Raw genomic sequence first — 16,915 nt, forward strand, 5'->3', positions numbered from 1 at the left:
GGCGCATGGAGCGCACAACCGACATCGAGGAAGCGCGACGCTCCATGGGCGACGTCTATCGCACGCCGATGGCTCTCACCGCCGATCCGACCCGGGACTTCCGGTTCGAGATGGCGCTCGCGTCCGAGGGCGGCTTCGCCGCTGCGGCGCTGCGCTTCGGCGCTGCCTGCCGGTCGGGCACCAACTCCTTCCCGGATGTGATGGTCGCCCACGCGCCCTCGGGGCGTCACCGCTGGCGCGTCGGAAACGAGTCGGGCCAGGGTTCGGTGCCGTTCATCGTGCCGCCCGACCGGGAGATGCGCGTCGAGTTCAGCAGCTCGCACATCCGCACCGTCGGCATCGACCCCGCGCTGCTGCGCCACGTCGCGCACTCCGTGACCGGCGTGGAGGCGGGGGCGTTCCGGCTCGACGGCGTGAACACCGACGCCCGTCATCACTCCCTCGTGGCGGAGGCGCTCCGCTACGTCGAGGCGACGCTGGTGGGCAACCCCGCGCTCCGCGACACGCCGCTCGTGCGGGCGCAGATCGTGCACCAGACGATCATCGCGATCCTCACGGCATACCCGATCCTCCCGATGAGCACGCCGCGCAGCGACACCACACCTCGAGCGGTGCGGCGCGCGATCGCCTTCATGGAGGAACACGCGCGCGAGCCCATCACGATGGCCGACGTCGCCGTCGCCGCGGGCGTCTCGACGCGCGCGCTCCAGTCGGCGTTCCAGCGCCAGTTCGAGACGACGCCGTCGCACTATCTGCGGCGGCTGCGGCTTCGCGCCGTGCACGCCGAGCTGCGCGAGGGCTTCGGGCCGAAGTCGTCGGTGCGCGAGATCGCGCAGCGCTGGGGGTTCGTCCACGCCGGACGCTTCGCCCGCCTGTACGCCGAAGAGTACGGCGAGCGCCCGTCCGACACGCTGCGCCGCTGAGTCCCGCCGGACGAGCGCCCACCCGCCGCGCGGGCTGAGCCGGCGTCACCGGAGCGCGAGTCCGGCTTCCGGGCTGAACGCCGCGAGGAAGCGGTCACGGAAGGCATCCATCGGCCAGACGGGAGCGTCCGACGAAGGCCGCACCCCGGCATCCCATCCCCATCCGGCGATGCGCGCGAAGACGCCGGGATCCTTCGCGATGACCGTGACGGGCACGTCGTGGTTCGCGCGGGCGCCGCTCACGACGCGCGCCGCCTGGTGGTCGCCGAGCACCACGAGCACGAGGTCGTCGGTGCCGCACGTCTCGAGGAACGAGAACAGGGCGCCCAGCGTGTACCGCACCGACTGGCCGTAGAGCTGCCGCACGCGCGCGGGATCCTGCCAGGCGACGACGGGCGGCTCGCCCGCGGCGGCCTGGGCGGCGAACAGCGATCCGTCGCCGAGGTCGCTCCACGGCACGAGGCTCGGCAGCGGCGTCCATGGGGTGTGCGACGAGACGAAGTCGATCTCGGCCATGAGCGGCGCGTGCCCGGGCGTGAGCTCGCGGTCGTGGAACGCCTGCCACGTGAACTGATCGGGCACGCGGGCGTAGCTGAAGGCCGGCCCGCGGTACCCGAGGTTCCGCGAGTCGAGCACCTCGTCGTAGCGGTAGAAGGATGTGCCGACGGCCCACGGCTCCTTGTTGGAGGGGACGACGTCGACCGTGCGCCAGCCGGCGTCGCCGAACGCTCGCGCGAGGGTGAGCCGGTCGGTCGTCGTGAGCTGGTCGTACTTCTGCTGGGAGTCGATCCACACGCCGCTCTGGAGGGTGGAGTGCGCGAGCCAGCTGACCCCGCCGAACGTCGGCGAGCGGAGGTAGGCGCTCTCGGCCGTGAACCCGGCACGGTCGAGCGCGGCCTGCCCGTCGGCGAGCGCGCGGTCGACACCCGGCGAGAACGACGACCCCTCGATGGCCGAGCGTCCGTAGCTTTCGAGGAACGCGAAGACGACGGTCTTCCCCTGCAACGCCGTCAGGAGGGACGAGGGCGGGAGGGATGCCGCAGCATCGGTCCGCAGCGCGCGCTGGAACGCGCGTTGCGCCTGCACGCTCTCGACCGCCCGCGATGACGTCGCGGCGATCGCGCCCGCGGCGTCCGCCGAGGCGAGCGGAACGCCGGGAACCGCGTGCACGCCCAGGACGGCCGCGACGATCCAGGCCGTCGCGATCGTCGCTACCGCGACCCGTCCGCGGCGGCCGGAGTCGCGCGCCGCCCGGCCGACGCGCAGCGCGGCGGCGGCGATCCCCGTCCCGAGCGCGATGAGCAGCGCGGCGAGCGCGAGCACGACGGCGACGGCTCCGGCGGGGGTGATCGCGTCGGCGACCACCCCGACGGCAGCGACGAGCTGCGGCGCGTCGTCCGCGGCGCTGAAGGGTCGGTCGACCGTCGTGCGGAACGCGAGGTCGAGTGCCCCGAGCACGATCGCTGCGACGACGAGGGCGCCGAAGACGGCGGCGACGGCGATGCGCGCCCGGCGCGCGGGGATCGCGAGGAGGAGCAGCACGACGGCGATCGCCTCGACGGGGAGCCCTGCCACCGCCGCGGGCGAACCCGCCGACAGCGCACCGGGCACGAGGGGCGCCACGGCGAGCGTCGCGAGCGCGGCGACCGTCGCGAGCCGCGAACCTGGAGGCCGAGGCTCGTCGTCGATCACCGCCGGCTCCGCTAGGAGTGCGCGGGCAGACGCCCCGACGCGTCCGCGCTCGCCGCGGCGCCCGCGCCCGTCGCGGCCTCGGCGGCCGTCGCGACGTCGGCGCCCGTCGCGACGCCAGCGCCCGCGCGGGCCCCGGAGTCGGCGTCAGCGCCGGCCGTCGCATCCGCCCCACTCTCGCGGCCCGTGTCAGGGCACCGGTCGGACAAGGCGTAGCGCAGCAGCACGACGTCGCCGATCTGCCGCGTGTCGGCGAGGCGGGCGCGGTGGTTCGACGTCCAGGGGAAGGCGCCGGGCTCGACGAACCGCGGCGCGCGCGACTCGCCGACGAAGAACGGCGCGACGACGAGCTGCAGCTCGTCGGCGAGCTCCTCCCGGAGGAACTGCGTGTGCAGGTGTCCCCCGCCCTCGACCATGAGCCGGCCGATGCCGCGCTGCTCGAGGTCGTCGAGCACGGCGCCCATCGTGACGCGGGGACCGATGCCGACGATCGTCGCGAGTCCGCCCAGCACGCGCGAGATGCGGGCGGCCCTGGGCGCGGGGCAGTACACGAGCTTCTCCGCATCCCCTGCCGTGAAGAAGGAGGATTCGGGTGAGAGCTCACCCGTCTCGGTGATCGTGACCTTGGCGGGCGACGGCGGCTTGCCCTCGGCCCGACGCAGCAGGCGGCGCTCCTCGCTGCGCACGAGCAGACGCGGGTCGTCGCGACGCACCGTCGAGGCGCCCACCATGATCGCGTCGCTCTCGGCACGCAGCTGGTCGACGCGGTCGAAGTCGGCGGCGTTCGACATCGCGAGCCTGCAGGGCGCGGCGCTGTCGAGGTATCCGTCGAGCGACATCGCGCAGCTGAGGGTGACGTAGGGCCTGGTCATGGCGACGACTCCTTGCCGGGAAGGGCGAGGGGACGAGGATCCGCCACGGCGTGACGGAGGGGAGCGGATGCCGCGGCCGGCGGTCGGCCGGGATCGAGGGCGGCGGCGGGCGAGACGGCGCGGGCGCACGGCGCCGCCCGGCGGCCGGCACCCGCCGGGGCCCGCCGGCTCAGAGCGGCGGCGGCCACGACGACGGCACCGGGTGCGACGGCGATCATCGCGAGGACGCCGTACGCGGTGGATGCTGCGACCCCCGTCGCCGATCCGATACCGACGGCGGCGGCCGCCCAGCCCGCGGCTCCTTCGCGCGGACCCCACCCACCCGCGTTGAGCGGGATCGCGGCGGCGAGCACAGTGACGACGCCGAGGGCCGCCGTGCGAGGCGAGACCTCCAGCCCGACGGCGATGCAGGCCACGACGAACGTCGCGACATGGCACGCGACGACGACGATGGATGCCGCGACGACGCCCGCGACGACCCGGCCCGATGACAGCGCTCCGCGCAGGAGCGCGAGCTCCCGCCGCAGCGCGGAGCGCGCGCGAAGGCTCGCCGCCGCGGCGACCGAGAGCGCGACGCAGGCGACGACGACGGCGAGCAGCACGACGCCCACAGCGGGAGCGTAGGCCGCGAGGCCGAGCACCGCCAGTACCCCCGCGGCGAGGACGAGCTGCACCACCTGGCCGGCGACCCGTTCGGTCGCGACGGCTCGCGACGCGTTGGCGACGTGGCCGGCGCTGCGCCCGTGGGCGACGGCGCGGTGCACGTCACCGACGACGCCGCCCGGCAGCACGGTGTTGAGGAACTGCGAGCGATAGTAGGCGGCGACCGCTTCGCCCTGCCCGATCGGCACGTCGAGCCCGCGCGCGATGAGTCGCCAGCGCCACGCGGCGGCCGAGGTGGCGAGGGCGGCGAGCGCGAGCGCCGCCGCGACGGCGGGCGCCGAGACGGCGCCGAGACCGCGGAGGAACGGCTCCGCCCCCGCCTGCACCGCGATCGCGACCAGGATGCCGAGGCCCAGCGCGGCCTTGGCGATCGCGCGGAAGCGCGGCGAGGAGAGACCAACGCGGAGGGCCGTGGCCCTGCTCATCGGGGTCTCGCGAAGAGGTCGGCGTGGTGCACCACGACGCGCAGCTCGCCGCGCGCGAGCTGGCGCATGCGGGTGTGGAAGTACTCGTGGCCCCACTCGAGCAGCGCGGGCCGCTGCTCGACGGCGGCCGACACCCAGCCCTCGAGCCACTCCGCGGTGAGCGCCGCGTCCGACGATCCGAGGCGCCAGGCGGTCCCGGCGACGCGCACGACCCATCCCGCGCGGCGGAAGGCGTCGGCGGCGAACGTCACGGCGTCGGGGCCGAGCAGCGCGCGGTCCTCCGCGGTACGGCGCTGGTGGTCGTTGAAGGCCTCCTGGAACACCCGGTCGCCGGGGTCGGCGGGTTCGAGCCGCACGCGCCCGATGACGCTGAGGCTCAGGAGGGCGGGCGCGCCGGCGGCGACGCACGCCTCGACGATCGCCTGCACCTCGTCGCGCGTGAGCACGTCGAGCAGGGCCGACGCGGTCACGAGCGATGCGCCCCCGATGTCGTCGGAGCTCAGATGCTCGACGTGCTCGACGCTCGTCTCGACGGAGACCGGCTCGCCAGCGGCATCCATCGCCGACTCGGCCGCCGCGCGCTCGAGGAGGTCGGGATTCCAGTCGTGCAGCACCCAGGTCTGCGGTCCGGGCAGGTAGGGCGCGAGCCACCGCATCATCGACCCCGTGCCGCTGCCGAGGTCGTGCACCACGACGGGCTCACTCACGAACCGGGCCGCCGCGCGGGCGAGCCGGCGCGAGCGCGACCGGGCGTCGGCGGCTTCGCGGAGCGTGAGCCACTCCGCCGAGACGAGGATCACATCGGTCATCGCACAGCCTCCAGAGCTTCGGCGACGCGCGCCGCCGTGTCGGTCCAGCTCGTCCGCACCCCGCGGGAGCGGCGCGCCTCGCCCGTGAGCCGGTCGCGGAGGGCGGGGTCGTGGATCCAGCGCGCGAGCGCATCCCGGAGCGCGGCGGGGTCGCCGGGCGGCACGAGCACGGCCGCACCGCTGGGCGCGACGGCCTCCGGGATGCCCCCCACGTCGCTCGCGATGACCGGGATGCCGCGGCCGAGCGCGTCGGCGATCGCCATGCCGTAGCTCTCCACGAGCGACGGCGCGACGAGCAGGTCGGCGTCGCGGTACGCGCCCTCGAGCCCGTCGCGGGCGAGGGCGCCCGGCATCCGCACCCGCTCGGCGAGCCCGGCGGCGTGCGCGAGTTCGCCCACGAGGTCGGCGTACGCGGGGTCGGCGTCGAGCGACCCGGCGATCGTGCACGTCCACGACGGCTCGCCCCGCAGCCCCGCGAGCGCCTCGACGAGCACGTCCTGGCCCTTGTGCGCCGCGACGACGCCCACGCAGAGGAGCGCCATGCCGTGCGGCGTTCCGACGGCGGGGGTGGCTCGGTCGGCACCGGGGGTGGCGACGAAGACGCGGTCGGGCGCGACGAGCCCGCGCCGCACGAGCTCGTCGCGCGTCCACGCACTCGTGGTCACGACCGCGTGCGCGGCGCGCAGCGCGCGATGCTCTCCGTCGACGGTGTCGAGGTCGGCGTCGGCGAAGGCCGCCGACACCATGTGCGCCAGCACGACGACGCGCGCCCGACGCGCGAGCGCCTCCACCGCGCCCGGCGACCGGCCCGCGACCAGGCCGTCGATGAGGACGAGCCCGCCGGCGGGGAGCCGGGCGAAGACGTCGGACGCGGCATCCGGATCCGCCGGCGTGAGCCGCACGGCCCACCCGAGCGTCTGGAGGCCGTCGCGCACCCGCAGGTCGCACACGTTGCCACCGCTCACCCGTGCGGGATCGTCGACCCCCTCGGGGACGACGAAGTGCACGACGCGGGTGCTCACAGCGACACCTCGTACGACGCCCACGCGATGTGCGACTCGTGCAGGGTGACGGCGATGCCGGTGAGATCGGCGCCGCCGAGGCCTCCGTCCCGGGCGGCGTCGACGAGCCGCTCGGCGACGAACGAGCACAGCCGCTCGGTCGTCGTGTTGACGCCCTGGAACGCCGGTTCATCGTCGAGATTGCGGTACGACAGCGACGAGAGGATCTCGCGCAGCGCCTCCGACGCACGGCCGATGTCGACGACGACGCCGTCTGCGTGCAGCTCGGCGGCCCGGAAGGTCGCATCGACGACGAACGTGGCGCCGTGGAGGTTCTGGGCGGGCCCGAACGCCTCGCCCGTGAAGCTGTGGGCGATCATCATGTGATCGCGCACCGTCAGCGAATAGGTCATCACGCATGCCTCCAGTCGATCGTGTGGCACAGCGCCGGCTGATCGCCGGAGGCGACCGCGGCCATGACGTCGGGCAGCTCCCGCCACGACGATGAGCCCGTCAGCAGCGCGTCGAACGCGTCGTCGCGCAGCAGGTCGAGCGCGAGGGCGAGGCGGTCCCCGAACGCCCGCGTGGCGCGGCGACGCGGGGCGACCATGCCGACCTGGCTCGAGCGGATCGTAAGACGCCGCGAGTGGAACGCGCCGCCGAGGTCGAGCCGCACCGGCCGGTCGCCGAACCAGCTCGCGACGACGACCTCCCCCTCGGTCGCGGCGGAGTCGATCGCGAGCTGCAGGCCCTGCTCGCTCGCGCTCGCGTCGATGACGAGATCCCGGTCCTTCGGCGCGTCGGCGGGAGCGGCGAAGGCGACGCCGAGCTCCGTGCAGACGGCGGCTTTGGCGGGGTCGACGTCGACGACGACGACATCCGCTCCCGGGAAGCCGGCCGCCAGGCGTGCGACCGCGCATCCGATCATGCCGGCCCCGACGACGGCGATGCGGTCGCCGACGAGGGGCGCGGCATCCCACAGCACGTTCACGGCCGTCTCGACCGCGCCGGCGAGGACGGCTCGGCGAGCGGGCACCCCGTCGGGGACGAGGGCGATGGATGCCGCGGGCACGACGTACGCCGACTGGTGCGGGTAGAGCGCGAACACCGTGCGACCCTCGAGCCCGTCGCCCCCGCGCTCGACGACGCCGACGTTCAGGTACCCGTACTTCACGGGCGCGGGGAAGTCGCCCTCCTGGAAGGGCGCCCGCATGCGCTCGCGCTCGGACGCCGGCACGGCGCCGCGGAAGACGAGCGTCTCGGTCCCCCGGCTGATCCCCGTCCACTGTGTGCGGACGAGCACGTCCGCGGGTCCGGGGTCGGGCACCGCCTCGTCGCGCAGGGTGCCGCTTCCCGGTCTGTCAACCCAGAACGCCGTCGCCCGGGTCATCCGCGTAGCCTCTCGAGATGAACCATCGGCCGCGTCGCCCCCGTGTCTTCAGGAGTGGTACCCACGAGAGGAACACGGAGGGCACGGTGGTGAAGGTTCAGCTCGCGCCCCTCACGTCGCTCGCGACCGGTGTCGCCGGCCTTGCGGTGATTGCTGCCGTCGGCCACGTCTCCCTCCTCGGGTGGATCGCAGGGTGTGCCTACCTTCTCCTATCGAATGCCCTGATCGCGAGGGGGTTGCGCAGAGCCGGGATGGTGCGCTTCGGTCCCGCGAACACCGCGACGGCGGCCCGCTCGACGCTGGTCGGGCTCGTGACAGCGCTCGTCGTGACGTCGTTCGAGGCATCCGTCCCCCCGCTCCTGATCGCGGGGATCGCCGCGCCAGCACTCGCCCTCGACGCCGTCGACGGGTGGCTCGCGCGGCGCACGGGAACCCAGAGCGACCTCGGCGCGCGGTTCGACATGGAGGTCGACGCCTTCCTGCTGCTGGTGCTCAGCGTGTACGTCGCGCAGGACCTCGGATGGTGGGTCGTGGCGATCGGGGCGCTGCGGTACCTCTTCGTCGTGGCGGGATGGATGCTGCCCTGGATGAACGCGACCCTGCCGCCCCGCTACTGGCGCAAGGTCGTGACCGCCGTCGCCGGCATCGCGCTCGTCGCGGCGGCCTCGGGGCTCTTCGCGCTGTGGTTCTCTGCGGCCGCGACGGCGCTCGCGCTGGCCCTGCTGCTGGAGTCGTTCGGGCGCGACGTGCTGTGGCTCGTGCGGGAGCACCGGCGTGCCGAGGTTCCCGTGCTCGGCGGCCCGATCGACGAACGACCCCTCGACAGGCTCGGGGACCGGAACTGAGGCTCGGGACCGGAACCGAGGCGCACTCCGATCCGGTCGCTGAGCTTGTCGAAGCGTCGAAGCCTCAGCCGACGGACGGCGTCAATCCGGCCGTCGCGCGTGGAGCACGCCCGACGCGGCGCCCAGCACGGCCCCGGCGAGGGTGTCGACGACGCGCTCCGTCGCGACGGCCATGGAACCGGCATCCCCCGTCGCTGCTCCCGTGAGCAGCAGCACGAGCGGCGTGATGAAGGTGAGCGCGAGCGCGTAGTTGCGCACGACGACGATCTCGATGACGAACTGCAGGATGCCGAGCACGAGCGCGAGCCACAGGCCCGTGATGCCGATCGGCACGAGCAGCAGGAAGAGCGCAACGCCTGCGAGCGTCCCGATCATGCGGTGGAGTCCGCGACTGAACGCCGCGCGCCGGTCCGGGGCGGTGCCGATCACGGCGATCGCCGCCCCGACGATCCAGTACGCGCGGTCGGGGTCGAGCACGACGCCGACGGCCGTGCCGAGCACCGCGACGATGACGGCGCGCAGCAGCAGGAGGCGCGCGTCGAGCGGCCAGGCCGGACCCGGGAGTGTCTCGCGGAACGGACGACGCGGCATGGTTCGCACCCGCCGCAGCACGAGCGGGCTCGCCGCGAGCAGCCAGGCGAGCACGATGCCGCCGGCGAGGGCCGCGACGAAGACGCCGCCGTCGGCGCCCGCCGCCGTGACGTGCGCCGAGAGCCCGTAGACGAGGACGAGGAAGAGCGGTCCGGGCGGGCCGAGTGAGAACCCGAACGCCGCCGCCGACCCCGCGATCGTCACGACCACGAGTCCGATGAGCGTCGCGACCTGCGAGGGTCCGGCGAGCACGCCGACGGCCGCGGCCGCGAAGAGCGCCGCGCCGACGAGCGGCAGCACACGAACGCGCTCGACGACCCGCAGGTGCGACGCGTAGAGGGCGGTGAAAGCACCCGTGGCGGCCTGGTATCCGAGCGAGGGCTGACCGGCGAGAGTCAGGATCGCGATCGGAAGGGCGATCGCGAGGCTCGCCTGCAGCGCGAGGGGCCAGCGCGGTCCGGGAGCGGGATTCAGCGTGAAGAGGCTGGCGACGGCGTGCCGGGCATCCGCCACCCAGTGCGGTCGCGAGGGGCCCGTGTCGTCGTCCGTCCGCTCCACCCGCACCTCTTCCGTCCGCTCCATTGTTCCGGAGCGGCGCGGGTGCGCGGCATCCCCTCCCGCCGAGCGGGCCGCATATCTCGACTCGACTTGCTGCCCGCGCTCCGTGGGATGCAAGACGGTACCTCCACCGGACCGGGCACCGGCGTCCACGACGCGTGCGCCGAGACACAAGCGCTCTGGCACACGACGACTGGCGCGGCGGCGGCTGAGCCGCTCATCACTCCTTCTGAAATCTCAGCAGCGAGCGCGCGCGAAGTACTCGCGGTTCTCCGCCGCCCGGCGGATGGAGGTAGTACGTCGTATCCGTGCGGGTGATGAGCCAGCCCTGGTTGTGGAGCCGCATATGGCAGTTGCGGCACAGCAGCACGCCGTCCGCGAGGTCGGTGCGTCCGCCGTGCGCCTGCCAATGTCGAAGGTGGTGCGCTTCGCAGCGCGACGGTTCGGCACCACACCAAAGCAGCCGCCATCGCGGAGCGCCAGCGCCTCGCGCTGTCGGACCGTGAACAGCCGCTGGTCCCGTCCGACGTCGAGCGGCTTCCCCTCCCCAGCGACCAGCATGATCTTGGTGCCGGCATCACACTGATACCGCTCGGCGATCGTCGCGGGAAGCGCCTGCCCCGTCTCCTCGGCGTAGGCGGCGCCGACTGGGCGTCCCTTCTCGTCACGGTCGGCGAGGGAGCGCTCGGGCACGACGATGCGGATGCCGGGCTGGCGGTCGCCGAAGGCCTGTGCGGGGTCTGCGGCGGCTCCCGTACGGAGAACCCCGATGAGGGTGTCGTACTGCAGTTGCTCGTTCGTGCGCGGGTCATCGACTGCCGACTCGTCCTGATCGGAAGCCGCCGAGGGATCCGCGAACCGCGGCCCGCGCCGCGGCCGGAGAGCTGCTCGCATGATGGTGTGCACCCAGACCGCCGCCTCGTCATCGAAGACGATGCGCGCGTGATGCTGACCGTCCTGATCGATCCATGCCCGAAACGAGCGCCGAGCGAACCGCTCTTCGAATCGGAGCTGCAAGCCGACCGGATCGAGAGTGTCGCGAGCGAGCCGAGCCGCTGAGCCGAGATCTTCTACGCTTCGGTCGGCCGCCTCGGCGAGCACCACCGTCGTCGCCTGCCGCCATGCGCCGATCAGGAAGTCGCGTTCGTCAGCGGAGCGCCCGTCGAGAGGAGGATCACCGAGACCTCTGCGGACAGTCTCGTACTGCGCGCGAGACAACTCGCCTGCGCTGAGAGCCGCGGGGAGCGATGCGTACCAGGGAGCCGGCTCTGCCGCATCCATCCCCTCCTCTGCGCAGGCCGGCGGACAGTCACCGGCCGCTCGCAGGTCGCGCCCCGCGGCAGTAGCCCGCCGCAAATCGGCGCGCGTTTGGCCCGTGACCGATTGGACGAGGTCGACGCTGGTCCTATAACCCTTGCGCTGGGCCAACCCGCGGTAGCCGAGCTCACGGTCGGAGCGCGCGGCTACCTCGGAAGACACCACCGCTCCGAGCACCTCAAGGGCTCGTTGCGCGTCGGATATCGACTCCAGCGTCGACAGCAGACTCTCGTCATCCAATCCACCGACGACGAGAGCCGGGTCGGTTTCGCCCAGTCGCCCGCACACGCCCCGCACCGACTCGATGAGTCGCTGCTGGGGAAGCTTGGACATCGTGCGCACCTGTTCCAAGAAGGAGAGGGGGCACGTCTCTCAACTGATGATCCCAGCGTAGCCGGGGCCCCCGACATTGCCGCGAGAGGTGGTCCCCGAGCTTGTTGAGCTGTGCTCCCCGAGCCTGTCCAGACAGAGGCGCCCGACGCCGAGCTCCGGGTCAGGAGTCCAGGCGGACGCCCCGACCCATCGGTCCTTGAATGGGTGGACATCGACGGACTCGTCCGCTCTGCCTGCGTCCCCTGCCATAGCCAGCGGTCCCCGTGCGACCCCTCGTCCCCCAAGTCCAAACACGGTTCGGCCACTGAGCGGAAGCCGGTCGTTCAAGGGTGCTCCCCGGCGGCCTCGGGCACGCTCGATTGGCATACGTCATCGCCCATGGCGTGATACCGGGCGCGCCCTGTCGATAGGGTCGCACCATGACCACGCACGCGGCTGCTGCTGAGCAGAGCCCCCTCGTTCGGCGGCGCGGTCGAATCGGTCGGGGCACCGTGCTCATCGTGGGCGTCGTCCTGATTCCCTGGGCTCTGGCCCTCGCCTTCAACAACTACGGCCCGCTGACGGTCGACGGAGCGATCCAGATGGCTTTCGCCACCGTCGCCGGACAGACGGTCGCCATCATCAGTGCAGTCACGGCATTCGTTCTTACGGTGAGGCGTCGCTACGCCTGGCCAGCCGTCGTCGCGCTCGGGATCATCGCGGCGCTGATCACCTTCTCGGCGTTCAGCATGATGGCGTCCGCCGGCGACACGCTGGTCGACCGCCTTGGCGCGGTGGCGGAGGCTGACCAGCTCAACAGCTGACCGCGATCCCGTCGGACGGACCCTGTCAGCGGTAGCGGGCGGCTTTCACCCTGGTGGTGATGAAGCGCTCGACGTCACCGATCTCGTCAGCGCGAAGCAGCACGTCACCGCGCTGGCCGCGCTCGACGGGCCTGACCTCGAGGTCGCCATCACGCCGCGTCACGCGGAGCTGGTACTCGCCACCGGGCTCGGTCCCGACGGCTACCTCATCACGGTCCGGAAAGTAGTAGACCGCGTAGCCGTGCTCTTCGACCTCCGCGTCGAACCCCGGACTGAACCTGATTCGCACCGCGTCGTTGGGTGCTGGTTGGCTCATGAGAGTCCCTTCTGAGTGCGATCGCGGAATCGCCGATCTACGGTACGTCAGCTCGCTGTTGGGATACCCGTTTGCGACGTCTGACTCTCGCCCGCCGCGCGCGGATGGGTCGTCTTACGGGCGGCGCAAGAGCCGGGGTCCGCTTCGCGCACTGGGCGATGGACGACTGTATTGAACGGCGCGCGTGACTGCATCGCAGCCATAGGGGAAGCGCGCTCGGAAACCTGTCTGTGAATGCCCGCACCTGCGACGGCGACCAGCGACGCAGCTGCCCAACCAAGCACCGCCCCTCTGTCTCTGCCAGCCACTCTTCGACACTAGTGGCGGGCGCCAAACGCCACCGTTCGCAAGCCGCGCTCCTGCCGAGGGCGCCATTTCCCAGAAGTTCCTGCCGGCTGAAGCGCCGAGGTGGACTCACGCCTGTCCTCGTCGAAGTCGCGCCCGTTCATCTGCGCAGCGCCCAAGGAAGGCCCAACTCGGACTGACCTCGCCCCTGCTTTGTCTGGTGACTTGCGTGCTTCACCTGTAGGCAGGGGCGGGTCAGTCCGCGCCGAGTCAGCAGCCCCTAGTCGGTCCCGAGGAAGCCTCCCCGAGTCCCAAGGGTGCGCTATGACTTCTTAAGTTTGAGGTCCTTCGTCGTAAGAAGGTAGTTGAACGTGTCCACCGAGATCGCCTGGGCGCGAGCGCTGGCATCACCCTTCGCGAACCCGACTCCGACGGGTGTGATCTGTACCGACCAGGTCGCGCTCTGGTGGCACTGAACTGTAGTCGAGCCCTGCCCCCACACGGTTCCAGGAGGACGCTTGAACGTCTCCGAAAGCTGCACCACAACGTCGATCGGCCCGCTCGACGAGCAAGTCACCGTCCCAGAGACTGTTGCAGTGCCCTCCGCCGTCACGGTAGCGGTCGAGTTGATAGCCACGCCGACGATCTCGTTGGTCTCGCGAATTGTCACGCCGAGCAAGCCGCCCCCCGGCGGCGGGTACGTCGACGCGATCATGATCCAGTAGTGCTGCCCGCCAGTCAGCTGGAATCGAGCACCACTGAACCCGCTTCCGCACCCGACCGACGTCAGCGCATCAGGGGCGCCGGTCCAGACCGAAACACTCGTCTGATACCCGGTCGTCTCGACGGTGATGCCGACATCCTTGCTGGGCTGGTATTCGTACCAGACCGACTGGAAGGCGCTGCAACTGGTCGGGTCGCTCTCTTCCGTCGTGGCCGCCGTGGTATCGACAGGCGCTGGAGAGTACGGGAGCGGTCCGACCACCGCGGCGTTGGCGATGTCGTCGTTCGGCGGTGGCACTACTTCAGAGATCGACAAGTGCAGGGCGCCGCCCAGGCTGGAACCCTGGTACGAGCAGCACGTGGCGACCATGATCCGGTAGGTCGTTCCGCTGGTTGCCGGGAAGAGCAGCGGTTGTTGGGCTCCTTGGTACCTGCACGCCACTACCGACATGGAATCGATGGGCCCGGTGAGGACCGTGAACGACGGCTCATAGCTGGAGCCGGCGCCGGACAGCTTGACGGTCATGTCTCGATCTGGGGTGAAGGCGAACCAGACCGAACTGGAGTTCGGGCATGCGTCCGGATCACTTGGGGACCAGGTGGCATCGGCCGTGTCGAAATCCCCGCTGAACGGCAGTGACGGCAACTCGAGAGCATTCGCGACATCGTCGTTCGTTGGAACCGCCGCGTACGCGGCGGTACCTAGCGCGAGTGGAGCAATGATCAAGCACGCCGCGAGTGCGAGCGCGCCCAGTGACTTGATCTTCATGGCCTTCCTTCCGGGACTGGGGACCACGAAGATCGACTAGCGAGGTTTGCTGGCAACCACAGTGCGCACGACAACAGACCCCAAGTGCACGCATGACCGATCCCCAACCAGCACCACGCGGCGCGCGACATTGCGCGTCTGGCGCTAAGTATGGAGCCGCGGGCTCCTCCCGGACAATAGGCATCGAGAGCAACATCGAAGCCCCATCTTCAATAGAAGGTCGAGTGTGCAGACGTGTGAACATGAGTGCCTCGACCGCTTTAGCAGTGGCGGATCAGACACTCGGGTCGGGATGCGTGGCATCACTGCGGCGCGGATGACGGTCGACGAGCGGGCTCCTACACGCGCCCAAGCATTGCCAGCTTGAATAACGCGCGGTCAGCGCGCCCTATCAGCAGGCGGGTGCCGTCCGAGTCGTGATGAGTCTCAAAGCGTGCGCACTGATACGCCCGGGTCCGGATCCGTATCCTCACCTGACGTCTCGGCGGGCGACTGGCGACAACGGCGTTTGGTAGAGCTCCCCGCGAGCTGCGTCCCCGCGACTCCTGGCCCGCTTCCACCGTCTCTCACGAAACGTATGTTTCCGCCGCGTGGCGCTCGCGCGAGCGGACCACCGGGGTCGTTCAGCGATCGGGGATCTCTTCGAGATGGTGAACGGCGAAGCTATTGAGGTCGACCGGGAAGCGCTCGTCGCCCCGCATCTTCTCGGTCACCACCGTGACCCACATCTTCACATGGGTCCCGGTTTCGAATGCGGACAGGTTCGGAGGATCGGGATCGCTGACATCTCCCGCCGCAGGGAGCAGGCACTTCCATTCGCGGTAATCGTCCGCGTCGATGTGCTCGACATTGTCGACGAAGGCGACCGACGGACAAGACCCACTCGCACCCTGGAGCGTGCCGTATGCGATGAAGTGCTCTCCTTCGTACTTGTCGTCGTAGACCGTGAGGTCGACATATCGATCCCAGTCGACCTCCTCGAAAGCTGAAAGATCAACCGGCGCCTCCCGGTTGTATCGGGGATTCAACGGGCTTCCCGGAACCGTCATCGCGATCAGCACCGCGGCCAGCAGCAGCCCACCACTGAAGGCTGTCGCAACAATGCTCCAGGCGAGCGATCCGGCGCGAGTGCCACGAGGTAAGTGCGCTGCTGTGACTAGCGCGCGTATCGCTATCGCAGCGGCCACGCCTGCGGGAATCAACGCGATGACGACAGCGAGGATCGGCCCTCGCTGATAGTCATAGCTTCCGAGAATTTGGATTCCGACAAGCACGGACACCCAGCCGACGATCACATACAGAAGGACGCTTCCGAGGGCGAGCGCCAGGGCGGTGATCGAGCGATTGCGCACCGTCCGTCGGGCCCGTTGGCCCTCATCGAATGGCGGCGTGATGGCGGGCGTGTGTGGAGTGTCCGATCCCACATCGCCACTAGGCGGGATCGGAGGAGCCGCGCTCATGGGCTCACCCTAGCGATACGAAGACCGGGTGCCCAGATGATCCGGCCAGACATCTGCCATCCTCGAAGGATGACCCCCGACCCTTCCGACCGCGCGGCATTCTGGCGACGTGCTCTGCAGCTCGAGCCATTGCCGGTGGAGTCGGGATGGTGGGCGCCGCGCTCCCGCTCCAACGTCGCTGTGACGGAGGGCGAGGACACGCTGGCCGCCCACAACTCGATCTACTACCTGCTCGACGCGGAGCGTCCGGTCAACTACTGGCACCGACTGGCCTCCGACGACATCCATGTGCTCATCGAGGGTGGCCCGGTCGAGTACCTGCTCGCCACGGATGCGGGAACCATCGAGCGCCAGGTGCTCGGCACGGATGTGGATGCGGGTGAGCAGCCGGTGGTGGTCTGCCCCGCCGGCACCACGAAGGCGCTGCGTCTGCTCGACCTGCAGAGCTAGGCGCTCATCGGCAGCGTGGTCACGCCTGGATGGGCTCCGGGCCGAGTGAGCTTCATCGCGCCGGTCATCCGGGATGAGCATCGCCCGGCGTGGCTCGAGCCCGGCACGGTGGGCGCACTCACTTCGCCTGACGTGGCCTGACGTTCTACCGCCAGCCGACGACTAAGTCAGAATCCACCGGATCACTTGGGGTTGGCTAAGCGCGCCGTGACCACGCATGATTCACCGCGGCGGCATCAACGGTCCATTCAACGTCGAGCGCGGTGGTGAGGAGATCGATGAACCCACCTTCACCCGCGGGTCGAACGTCGTCGTACGCCCCGTCGTCGAGGAGGTGATTGCCGTCCGTGTCGAAGAGCTGTCGGTGAGGTAGCTCGAGAACGTAGCCGACGATCGGGCCACTGCCGGCGCGGCGCTCCCAGACCGGATCGACGAGAACATAGTCGCCCTGCGCGGGGCCCTTGCCAATCTCTCCGACGATGCCCTCCACAGGCCATTCAGAGAGCGGCGGAACGCGGGGATCGGCCGGAATCGTCTTCGACGCCCCCACTTTGGTACCTCGACGCCCGCGCACAGATCCAACGGTAAGTGAGGCTCGGTCAATCGAGGGTGGCTTGCCGTCCGGCACGAGGCGACGTGGCGGCCGTGTTGTCGTAGGGTCTGCTCGAGTCTCTGGCGTTCCGCTCCTGCATC

General features: G+C 70.9%; 17 protein-coding genes. 4 read left to right on the plus strand and 13 right to left on the minus strand.

Annotated elements, in window-relative coordinates:
- Positions 1 to 5 precede the first annotated feature (5 nt).
- On the plus strand, positions 6 to 923 hold the full coding sequence (locus AAIB33_RS13040) for a helix-turn-helix transcriptional regulator (RefSeq protein WP_345800389.1): 918 nt from the start codon (positions 6 to 8) through the stop codon (positions 921 to 923).
- A 45-nt stretch (positions 924 to 968) separates the two neighbouring features.
- On the opposite strand, the gene AAIB33_RS13045 is transcribed toward AAIB33_RS13040, so the two are convergent.
- The 7 genes from AAIB33_RS13045 to AAIB33_RS13075 are packed head-to-tail and all read right to left on the minus strand — an operon-like array spanning position 969 to position 7,772.
- Positions 969 to 2,615: a CDP-alcohol phosphatidyltransferase gene (locus AAIB33_RS13045; RefSeq protein WP_345800390.1), complete on the minus strand. Its 1,647-nt coding sequence runs from the start codon at positions 2,613 to 2,615 to the stop codon at positions 969 to 971.
- 11 nt (positions 2,616 to 2,626) lie between these two features.
- Positions 2,627 to 3,484 carry a dihydrofolate reductase family protein gene (locus AAIB33_RS13050; protein WP_345800391.1) on the minus strand — a complete coding sequence of 286 codons (858 nt, stop codon included), beginning with the start codon at positions 3,482 to 3,484 and terminating at the stop codon, positions 2,627 to 2,629.
- Complete coding sequence (locus tag AAIB33_RS13055) at positions 3,481 to 4,572, minus strand: lysylphosphatidylglycerol synthase transmembrane domain-containing protein (protein ID WP_345800392.1); 1,092 nt, start codon at positions 4,570 to 4,572, stop codon at positions 3,481 to 3,483. The genes AAIB33_RS13050 and AAIB33_RS13055 overlap by 4 nt, the downstream gene beginning before the upstream one ends.
- On the minus strand, positions 4,569 to 5,381 hold the full coding sequence (locus AAIB33_RS13060) for an SAM-dependent methyltransferase (protein ID WP_345800393.1): 813 nt from the start codon (positions 5,379 to 5,381) through the stop codon (positions 4,569 to 4,571). The genes AAIB33_RS13055 and AAIB33_RS13060 overlap by 4 nt, the downstream gene beginning before the upstream one ends.
- Positions 5,378 to 6,403 carry a glycosyltransferase family 4 protein gene (locus AAIB33_RS13065; RefSeq protein WP_345800394.1) on the minus strand — a complete coding sequence of 342 codons (1,026 nt, stop codon included), beginning with the start codon at positions 6,401 to 6,403 and terminating at the stop codon, positions 5,378 to 5,380. The genes AAIB33_RS13060 and AAIB33_RS13065 overlap by 4 nt, the downstream gene beginning before the upstream one ends.
- A complete protein-coding gene (locus AAIB33_RS13070) occupies positions 6,400 to 6,795 on the minus strand; it encodes a 6-carboxytetrahydropterin synthase (protein ID WP_345800395.1) in 396 nt (131 codons plus the stop codon). The genes AAIB33_RS13065 and AAIB33_RS13070 overlap by 4 nt, the downstream gene beginning before the upstream one ends.
- Positions 6,795 to 7,772, minus strand: a complete 978-nt coding sequence (locus AAIB33_RS13075) for a zinc-binding alcohol dehydrogenase (RefSeq protein ID WP_345800396.1) — start codon at positions 7,770 to 7,772, stop codon at positions 6,795 to 6,797. The genes AAIB33_RS13070 and AAIB33_RS13075 overlap by 1 nt, the downstream gene beginning before the upstream one ends.
- A 251-nt stretch (positions 7,773 to 8,023) precedes the next feature.
- Between AAIB33_RS13075 and AAIB33_RS13080 the strand changes: the two genes are divergently transcribed.
- Positions 8,024 to 8,617: a CDP-alcohol phosphatidyltransferase family protein gene (locus AAIB33_RS13080; protein ID WP_345800397.1), complete on the plus strand. Its 594-nt coding sequence runs from the start codon at positions 8,024 to 8,026 to the stop codon at positions 8,615 to 8,617.
- Positions 8,618 to 8,698: 81 nt separating this feature from the next.
- On the opposite strand, the gene AAIB33_RS13085 is transcribed toward AAIB33_RS13080, so the two are convergent.
- Complete coding sequence (locus AAIB33_RS13085; protein WP_345800398.1) at positions 8,699 to 9,766, minus strand: FUSC family protein; 1,068 nt, start codon at positions 9,764 to 9,766, stop codon at positions 8,699 to 8,701.
- Positions 9,767 to 10,003: 237 nt separating this feature from the next.
- A complete protein-coding gene (locus tag AAIB33_RS13090; protein WP_345800399.1) occupies positions 10,004 to 11,434 on the minus strand; it encodes a hypothetical protein in 1,431 nt (476 codons plus the stop codon).
- A 401-nt stretch (positions 11,435 to 11,835) separates the two neighbouring features.
- Here AAIB33_RS13090 and AAIB33_RS13095 point away from each other — a divergent pair, with 401 nt between their 5' ends.
- Complete coding sequence (locus AAIB33_RS13095; protein ID WP_345800400.1) at positions 11,836 to 12,219, plus strand: hypothetical protein; 384 nt, start codon at positions 11,836 to 11,838, stop codon at positions 12,217 to 12,219.
- A gap of 25 nt (positions 12,220 to 12,244) precedes the next feature.
- Here AAIB33_RS13095 and AAIB33_RS13100 read toward each other — a convergent pair whose 3' ends face one another.
- The 3 genes from AAIB33_RS13100 to AAIB33_RS13110 form a co-directional block, all read right to left on the minus strand.
- Positions 12,245 to 12,535, minus strand: coding sequence for a hypothetical protein (locus AAIB33_RS13100; RefSeq protein ID WP_345800401.1), 291 nt, complete (start codon positions 12,533 to 12,535; stop codon positions 12,245 to 12,247).
- 607 nt (positions 12,536 to 13,142) lie between these two features.
- Positions 13,143 to 14,312, minus strand: a complete 1,170-nt coding sequence (locus AAIB33_RS13105) for a hypothetical protein (RefSeq protein WP_345800402.1) — start codon at positions 14,310 to 14,312, stop codon at positions 13,143 to 13,145.
- Positions 14,313 to 14,935: 623 nt separating this feature from the next.
- Positions 14,936 to 15,772: a hypothetical protein gene (locus tag AAIB33_RS13110; protein ID WP_345800403.1), complete on the minus strand. Its 837-nt coding sequence runs from the start codon at positions 15,770 to 15,772 to the stop codon at positions 14,936 to 14,938.
- Between the two features lie 69 nt (positions 15,773 to 15,841).
- On the opposite strand from AAIB33_RS13110, the gene AAIB33_RS13115 reads away from it, so the two are divergent.
- Entirely contained in the window at positions 15,842 to 16,222 is a 381-nt protein-coding gene (locus AAIB33_RS13115; RefSeq protein WP_345800404.1) for a cupin domain-containing protein, read from the plus strand.
- 196 nt (positions 16,223 to 16,418) lie between these two features.
- On the opposite strand, the gene AAIB33_RS13120 is transcribed toward AAIB33_RS13115, so the two are convergent.
- Positions 16,419 to 16,712 carry a hypothetical protein gene (locus tag AAIB33_RS13120; protein WP_345800405.1) on the minus strand — a complete coding sequence of 98 codons (294 nt, stop codon included), beginning with the start codon at positions 16,710 to 16,712 and terminating at the stop codon, positions 16,419 to 16,421.
- Positions 16,713 to 16,915: the final 203 nt, after the last annotated feature.

Source organism: Microbacterium sp. AZCO, assembly GCF_039614715.1.
GTDB lineage: Bacteria > Actinomycetota > Actinomycetes > Actinomycetales > Microbacteriaceae > Microbacterium.